This is a genomic window from Polaromonas sp. (genome assembly GCF_031411155.1).
In the GTDB taxonomy this organism is placed as follows: domain Bacteria; phylum Pseudomonadota; class Gammaproteobacteria; order Burkholderiales; family Burkholderiaceae_C; genus Polaromonas.
In genome coordinates this window covers 1-3,066 of record NZ_JANOAL010000080.1, presented here as the reverse complement: position 1 = coordinate 3,066, position 3,066 = coordinate 1, and the positions used below count along the sequence as shown (strand labels likewise).

Below are 3,066 nucleotides of genomic sequence, written 5' to 3'. Positions count from 1 at the left end.
GCCAACCGGCTGGCCAACGACCAGCGCACGCGCATCTTCCAGGGTCTGGCGGATTTTTTCACCGCCCGGCACCTCGCCGACGCCGGTGCGGCCGGCGCTGTCGCTCAGGATCAGCAGATTGCGGGTAAAAAACGGGCCGTGCGCGCCGCTCAGGTTGAGCAGCATGCTGTCGCGGCCGGCGACGGGTATCACCTGCAGCTGGGTGATGCGTGGTGTGCTTTCTTGGGTCATGGCTGGATTCTAGGCGTCGCCCGTCAGCCCTGGCAGGCCGCCCGTCAGCCACGCGCTACAGCCACTGCATTTACACAATTACTGCATTTTCTTTGATTTGTTTCATTTGGAAACATGCCGTTCCTTTGCCCCGGCATGCCCCCTGGCGCGGGCCTTAACCCCCGCTTAAAAGCCGATTTTTGTGCTTGATTTTGGCTGCATTTTTTTGACGATTTTCCTCTGAAAAATCCATCAAACAAGGGGCTTTTTCATCTGAATGAGTGACGCATCCGCTCACCCGATTTCGGGATTGAAGCCGGCAAAACCCGACCCTAAACTCGCCCTAAATGACCGCAAAGCCTTGCACGCAGATGTAAACAAATCACACAAACCCTCTCCAGGTACTTTTTTGTGTAGTCAGCCCAGACACCCAACCCACCGCGCGGCTTCATGCCATCCGGACGCGCGGAGACCTCAACAGCAGCAGGAAGGCAGTTCACACACCGACTCAGGGGTACACATCATGAAACTCGATCCAGACTTTTCGGCAGCTTCGGGCCCGTTCGGCATCCCTGTGTGGCGGCAACGGCTCGCCTGGGTCAACAAGGCCGCTGTGGTGCTCTGGCTGGCCCTGGTGTTTTCGGTTCTGCTGCTGCCGACCGCCCAGGCCAAGGGCGGTGCGGGCGGTGGTGGCGGCGGCGCGGCCAATCCGAATGCCATCACGGTGGGGCCGGCCACGCCTCCCGGCGGGCCGGTGCCGTTTGACATCACCGGGGCGATCCAGTCCCTGACGGCCTTTACCCCGGCCAACCCGTATTCGGGCGGCAGCATCGTGGTCAATGGCATCACTGTTCTGATTCCGGCGAATCTGGTGGTGACGCTGCCAGCGGCCTACAAGACCGTGGGCCAGCTCTTCATCGAGTCGCCCCTGGGCGGCCAGTCGGGGCTGGCGCTCAATGACCCGGCGCCGCCGATTGCCGCCTACGAGGCCGGCATCGCCGGCAATATCGTGAACGGGGTTTACATTGCCGGGCTGGTCAGCATTGCGCAGCAGTCGCTCAACACCGCCAACGGCTTCATTCGCAGCATCAACTACAGCAGCGGCGAGTTGTGCGTCGGCAGCACGCCGGGGCCCTGCGCCGCGGCCGATGCGCGGGTGGTGATCAACGACCCCGACGGGCGCTACGGCCTGGCCAACGGCAGGGGCGCCAAGGCATCGCCCGACAAACGCTTCGGGGTCGATTCCGACAACCCGACCATCCATGCCGCCTCGGGCTACCCGATGTGTGTGCCGCGCGTGGCCCCGCCCGCCGTCGATGCCGAATGCCCGATGGCCAACCGCCCCTTGGTGTCGCCCGGCGTCTATCTCAGCTCCTATGTGATGGACAGCAACTTTCTGATCCCGCCGCCGCCTTTCGCCGGCGGCGCGGTCGCGCCCTGCGGCGCCGCCTGCGATGTCGGCAAGCAGGCACCGCTGGTGGTGGGCGACTACATCGCCTATTCGGGCGTGCTGGCCCGCGACGGCGCAGGCATCTACCTGGCGGCCTTTGCGATAGAGGCCAATGTCGGCATCTACACGCCGCTGGGCGGGCCGGTGTATTACCTGTACATGGAGGCGCCGCTGATCACCACCGGGCCCGCCATCTGCCCGGCCAATGCCGAGTGCCAGGCGCGGCTGCGCACGACGATTTTCGTGACCGACCCGAGCCGCGCACCGGCGATGTACGCGGTCGATGAAAACCCCGCAACCGGCGGCCGCACCAGCCGCCAGCTGCCATCCACGCTGCAGAACACGGCGGTGCTGGGGCGCTTTGTCTTTCACACCGAAAAAGACACCCGCGTTTTGGGCGGCGCCAGCGGCGTGCCGCGCGAGCTGATGGCGCGCGTGGCCAATGTGCCCAACGGCACGCCGGTGTTCTACGCCAGCACGCCCGGCGTACCGGCGGCCAGCGTGAAAGCCAATGGACTGGTGTTCGGGCAGTACGTGTCGCCGATGGGCGAATACATCTTCCCCGAGCCGAACGTGGGCGGCGCGGTGCTGACGCCCTACAACTTCCGCTGCCTGGCCTTCCTGGCCAAGGGCTGGGCCCAGGGCGGTGCCCTGCCCAATATCGGCCAGCCGGTGCCCTTCCCCGAAGCGGCGGCGCCGGCCACGGTCAACTGCACGTTCTGACGCTCTGAAAAAGCAAGGAGAAGTGTCATGTCAAGGTCCAACCCATCCCTTCTTCCCGCGTTAAATCGCAGGCAGTCGCTCCAGCTCGGGGCCGCCAGCGCGGCGGCCGGCCTGCTGGTGGTCAAAGACGCGACCCGGCCAGCGCAGGCCAAAGACCTGCCCGCCGGCCCCACCACCACGCCGTTTGTGGTGCCGCTGCCGGTGTACACCGCGAAGACGCCGGCCGGCTTGACCCCGGACAGCCTGAGCCCGGCCCCCACGCAGGCCCCGAACCTGGGCGGCGGCGAATGCGGCCGGCCGGCGCACCAGCGCGAGAGCAACTGGCCGGCGCAGAAGTTCTACACCCTCAACGTCCGGGAGGCGATGCATTCGTTTCACCCGGAGTTGCCGACCCAGAAAATCTGGGGCTACGACGGCATGCTGCCCGGCCCGACCTTCGTGGAACGCTACGGCGTGCCCATCATGGTGCGCATCACCAACGAGCTGCCGGCCAACAGCGTCGGCTTTGGCTCGCCCGAAATCAGCACCCACCTGCACAACCTGCACGATGGCTCGGAGAGCGATGGCTTCACCGGTGACTGGTACAGCGCCACCAAATACGGGCCAACCATGACGGCAGCCGGTGCCTACAAGGACCACCACTACCCCAACTGCTACGCCGGCTATGACGACCCGCGCTACCA

General features: G+C 65.4%; 2 protein-coding genes and 1 pseudogene. 2 read left to right on the top strand and 1 reads right to left on the bottom strand.

What is annotated here, in order from left to right:
• Positions 1 to 231 (bottom strand): annotated as a pseudogene (gene gudD / locus RMO23_RS04625) (glucarate dehydratase); the annotation flags it as partial.
• Positions 232 to 733: 502 nt separating this feature from the next.
• Between gudD and RMO23_RS04620 the strand changes: the two are divergent.
• Both RMO23_RS04620 and RMO23_RS04615 read left to right on the top strand, forming a co-directional pair.
• A complete protein-coding gene (locus tag RMO23_RS04620; RefSeq protein ID WP_309678926.1) occupies positions 734 to 2,383 on the top strand; it encodes a hypothetical protein in 1,650 nt (549 codons plus the stop codon).
• Between the two features lie 27 nt (positions 2,384 to 2,410).
• A partial coding sequence (locus RMO23_RS04615; protein ID WP_309678925.1) for a multicopper oxidase domain-containing protein occupies positions 2,411 to 3,066 on the top strand: 656 nt, incomplete at its 3' end.

Excerpts from the sequence above, each read along its gene's own strand:
- RMO23_RS04620 (WP_309678926.1), top strand. The coding sequence starts at position 734 with ATGAAACTCGATCCAGACTTTTCGGCAGCTTCGGGCCCGTTCGGCATC.